The 4,438-nt window shown below is 26.5% G+C and carries 5 protein-coding genes; 4 read left to right on the top strand and 1 reads right to left on the bottom strand.

Annotation, left to right across the window (positions count from 1 at the left end; all coding sequences use genetic code 11):
* Positions 1–125: 125 nt before the first annotated feature.
* The gene (locus tag HCG76_RS18655) at positions 126–308 is read right to left on the bottom strand and encodes an alpha/beta-type small acid-soluble spore protein (RefSeq protein WP_195989752.1); all 183 of its coding nucleotides are present in this window, start codon (positions 306–308) and stop codon (positions 126–128) included.
* Between the two features lie 258 nt (positions 309–566).
* Here HCG76_RS18655 and HCG76_RS18660 point away from each other — a divergent pair, with 258 nt between their 5' ends.
* The 4 genes from HCG76_RS18660 (at position 567) to HCG76_RS18675 (ending at position 4,312) form a co-directional block, all read left to right on the top strand.
* Positions 567–1,520, top strand: a complete 954-nt coding sequence (locus HCG76_RS18660; protein ID WP_221701772.1) for an ABC transporter permease — start codon at positions 567–569, stop codon at positions 1,518–1,520.
* Positions 1,510–2,466: an iron chelate uptake ABC transporter family permease subunit gene (locus HCG76_RS18665; RefSeq protein ID WP_221701771.1), complete on the top strand. Its 957-nt coding sequence runs from the start codon at positions 1,510–1,512 to the stop codon at positions 2,464–2,466. The genes HCG76_RS18660 and HCG76_RS18665 overlap by 11 nt, the downstream gene beginning before the upstream one ends.
* Positions 2,463–3,218 (top strand): iron ABC transporter ATP-binding protein, encoded by a 756-nt coding sequence (locus HCG76_RS18670; protein WP_221701770.1) that lies wholly within the window; start codon positions 2,463–2,465, stop codon positions 3,216–3,218. Before HCG76_RS18665 ends, HCG76_RS18670 begins: the two co-directional genes overlap by 4 nt.
* A 152-nt stretch (positions 3,219–3,370) precedes the next feature.
* Positions 3,371–4,312, top strand: coding sequence for a siderophore ABC transporter substrate-binding protein (locus HCG76_RS18675; protein ID WP_221701769.1), 942 nt, complete (start codon positions 3,371–3,373; stop codon positions 4,310–4,312).
* Positions 4,313–4,438 lie beyond the last annotated feature (126 nt).

The following is a 4,438-nucleotide window of genomic DNA, read 5'->3' on the forward strand; positions in this document are numbered from 1 at the left end:
ATTTTAAATTTTATCCACAACTAATAATAGAAAAACCCTCTGTTTTTAAACAGGGGGTTTTTCAACAAACTGAAAAATAAGAAGAAACTTTAATTAAAGTTTCTTCTTATTTTTAATATTTAATTTTATTTTATACCTTGTTCGTATTGTTGAACCATTCTTTTAACCATTTCGCCACCAACGCTACCGCATTGTTTTGAAGTAAGATTTCCATTGTAATCTGTAAAAGGAACTCCCATTTCATTTGCTACTTCAGTCTTAAATTTTGATAAACCATTTTTTGCTTCAGGTACTAATTTTTGTGCCATATAAAGTCCCTCCTAAATTTATAAATTTATTTTTGTAAAGTGTGTATTTACTTTACACTATTATATTGTGCAAAATATTTTTTAATAACCTATAGAAAAGAAGGTAAACAAGCCAAAAAATATATTAATATAGAAAAAATATGAAAAAGTATAGACAAAAATGTACATTAATGATAATATAGCAAATGCAATTGATAATTATTATCAATCTATGCATTGAAATTTATCTGAATAAGAAAGCAACGTGGGGGATAGAAGATGAAAAAAAGATATTTATTTATTATATTGATAATTTTATCAGTTGCATCAATTTTTATTGGTGTCTCAACTATCAATATAAAGGATATATTAAGTTTTAATATAGATAAAATTCATTTACTAATTGTTAGTAGAGTTCCAAGATTAATATCAATATTGGTTTCTGGAATTGGATTAAGTATAAGTGGGCTTATAATGCAACAAATTAGTAAAAATAAATTCGTTTCACCAACAACAGCAGCAACAACAGATTTTGCAAAGTTGGGAATATTGTTTTGTATAATGATAATACCAGGAGCTACAACTATGCAAAAAATGATTGTTTCATTTATTTTTGCAGGTCTAGGTACGGTATTATTTATGAAAATGATAAAATCTATAAAAATAAAAAATATAGTATTTATACCATTAATAGGTATGATGTTAGGTAAAATAGTTGGATCAATTACAACTTTCTTTGCGTATAAGTATGATTTGGTTCAAAACATTTCTTCTTGGATGGAAGGGGACATGTCATTGGTAATGAAAGGTAGTTATGAGTTGCTTTATTTAAGTGTTCCAATGGTAATAATAGCGTTTTTATATGCTAATAAATTTACTATAGTAGGAATGGGGGAAGATTTTGCTATTAATTTAGGTCTTAATTACAACTTTGTAGTAAATGTAGGACTGTCTATTGTTTCATTAATATGTGCAGTGACTATTATAACTGTAGGCAATATACCTTTCTTAGGGCTTATTATTCCTAATATAGTTAGTTTATATAGTGGAGATAATTTAAAGAAAACTTTATACCATACAGCATTGCTTGGGCCAACATTCTTACTTGCTTGTGATATTCTAGGAAGAATAATAATATTTCCATTTGAGATGTCAATAAGTTTAACAGTTGGAGTAATTGGAAGTGTAATTTTCCTTTATATGATAATAAGGGGGATAAAAAATGAAGACTAAAGATAAAAAGAGTATAGTTATTTTATTAGTATTGGCTTTAGTATTAATAGTTTCATTTTTATTTATTGGAGTTAATAGTAATAATATTAGATATGCCTTATATAGAAGAATTCCTAAAATTTATGCCATTATATTAACTGGTGGAGCAATAGGATTTTCATCATTAATATTTCAAACTGTAACTAATAATAGGATATTAACTCCTAGTATTTTAGGAATAGATTCTTTGTATGTATTATTGCAAACGTCAGTAGTGTTTTTATTAGGGTCATCTTCTGCAATAATTAGTAATGGAAATATAAATTTCATAATTACAATAGCAGCAATGCTTCTATTTTCAAGCTTGATTTATAAATTTTTATTTAGAAAAGGAAGTAAAAATATATTTACATTATTACTTATTGGGGTAGTATGTGGAACACTATTTGAAAGTTTAACCACATTTATGCAAGTACTTATTGATCCAGTAGAGTTTCAAGTCGTACAAGATAAAATGCAGGCTAGTTTTAATAATATAAATACAGATCTATTATTTATATCAAGTGTAGTAATAATTATATGTATAGGTTATGCGTATGATTATTTAAAAACATTAGATGTTATGTCATTAGGAAGAGATGAAGCTATAAATCTTGGAGTAGATTATGACAAGATGGTAAAGAATATGTTGATAGTGGTGATTATATTAACTTCAGTAGCTACAGCACTAGTTGGACCAATAACATTTTTAGGGTTGCTTGTAGTAAATATTGCAAGACAACTTATAGCTAGTTACAAGCATAGTAATTTAGGAATAGTAACAATATTAATTAGTATATTATCTTTATTAGGTGGACAGTTATTAGTTGAACAATTAATGAATTTTGGTGTTTCAGTAAGTGTAATAATTAATTTTGTTGGAGGAACTTATTTCATTTACTTAGTAATGAAGGAGAGAAATAGATGATAGAAGTAAAGAATATAACTAAAACTTATGGAAATAAAAAAGTAGTAGATAATATATCTTTAAATATTCAAGAAGGAAAAATAACATCTTTTATAGGGCCAAATGGAGCAGGAAAAAGTACTCTTCTTTCAATAATGAGTAGACTTTTAAAGCGGGATTCTGGAGAAGTTTTAATAGATGGTAAAGATATATTAAAGTGGGATAATAAAGAATTGGCTAAGAAAATAGCTATTTTAAGACAATCAAATAATATTAATATTAGACTAACGATTAAAGAATTGGTTAGCTTTGGAAGATTTCCACATTCACAGGGAAATTTAAAGGATGAAGATTATAAATATATAGAAGAAGCAATTAATTATATGCAGCTTAAGGAATTTGAAGATAGATATTTAGATGAATTAAGTGGAGGACAAAGACAAAGGGCATATATTGCTATGGTAATAGCTCAAAATAGTGATTATATATTTTTAGATGAACCATTAAATAATCTTGATATGAAACATTCAGTTGAAATTATGAAGACTTTAAGAAAGCTTTGTGATGAATTAAATAAGACAGTTGTAATAGTAATACATGATATTAATTTTGCATCATGTTATTCAGATTATATAGTAGCGTTAAAAGATGGAAAGCTTGTAAAGAATGGTTTAGTTGAAGAAACTATAAAAAAGGAAGAATTGGAAAATATATATGAAATTGATTTTCATATAGAAAATATTAACAATAGAAATATATGTGTATACTTCTAAAAAGTTAAAAAGTTAAAAAGTTAAAAAGTTAAAAAGTTAAAAAGTTAAAAAGTTAAAAAGTTAAAAAGGGCAAATTAGTAATTTGCCTTTAATAAGAAGATATATTGATAATGAATATCAATACTATATAAAATAAAGAGAGGTAGATAATAATGAAGAAAAAAACAGGTTTATTAATTTTAGTTTTATTAGTTGTAGTTTTAGGTGCATTTGCATTTACTAAGTTTGCAGGGGCAGAAGGTAATAAAGAAGGAGAAACTATAGTAGTTACTCATGAGTTAGGGGAAACAACAGTAAATAAAAATCCAAAAAGAATTGTAGTATTTGATTATGGAATTTTAGATTCTTTAGATACATTAGAAGTAGAAGGAATTGTTGGTGTTGTACAAAGTGGTCTTCCAGAGCATTTAGCTAAGTTTGGAAGTGAAGAATATTCAAGCGTGGGAACATTAAAAGAACCAGATATGGAAAAAATATTTGAATTAGCACCAGATTTAATTATTATTTCAGGTAGACAAGCTGATTATTATGAAGAGTTAAATAAAATTGCACCAACAATTCATTTAGGTATAGATAATGAAAATTACTTAGAGTCATTTAAAGTTAATATGAGTTCATTAGGTGAAATATTTAATAAAGAAAAATCTGTAGAAAAGGAATTAGCAAGTATAGTTGAAGCTGTTAAAAAACTAAATACAAAAGTTACAGAAAAGGGTGTTAACGGTCTTATTACTTTAGCTAATGATGGTTCATTTAGTGTTTATGGATCAGAATCAAGATTTGGAATAATTCATAATAGTTTTGGTGTTATTCCAGTTGATGATACTATAGAGGTTTCAACTCATGGGCAAAAAGCTTCATTTGAATATGTATTAGAAAAAAATCCCCAATATTTATTTGTAGTTGATAGAGCTGCTATTGCAGGAGGAACAACTTCGGCTAAAGAGTTATTTGAAAATGAATTAATGGCAAAAACAGATGCTTATAAGAATGATAATATAGTATACTTAGATCCAGCTATTTGGTATACTTCAACAGGTGGATTCACATCAACGATGATGATGATAGAAGAAATAGATAAGGCAATAAATTAAATATTAAATATAATAGACAAGCTAATTACTATTTGATAATTAGCTTGTTTTTTTTTGTATTTAGAATACCACAGGTTCTACCTGTGGTTCCGAAGAGCTTCTAGCGGTGAGTAGAAATAAAAAAAC

The sequence above is a fragment of the Clostridium sp. K13 genome (genome assembly GCF_019734195.1).
Classification (GTDB): Bacteria; Bacillota; Clostridia; order Clostridiales; family Clostridiaceae; genus Clostridium.

Bases quoted from the DNA above. Each gene is read 5' to 3' on its own strand.
- HCG76_RS18665 (WP_221701771.1), top strand. From the start codon at position 1,510: ATGAAGACTAAAGATAAAAAGAGTATAGTTATTTTATTAGTATTGGCT.
- HCG76_RS18660 (WP_221701772.1), top strand. From the start codon at position 567: ATGAAAAAAAGATATTTATTTATTATATTGATAATTTTATCAGTTGCA.
- HCG76_RS18670 (WP_221701770.1), top strand. From the start codon at position 2,463: ATGATAGAAGTAAAGAATATAACTAAAACTTATGGAAATAAAAAAGTA.
- HCG76_RS18675 (WP_221701769.1), top strand. From the start codon at position 3,371: ATGAAGAAAAAAACAGGTTTATTAATTTTAGTTTTATTAGTTGTAGTT.
- HCG76_RS18655 (WP_195989752.1), bottom strand. From the start codon at position 308: ATGGCACAAAAATTAGTACCTGAAGCAAAAAATGGTTTATCAAAATTT.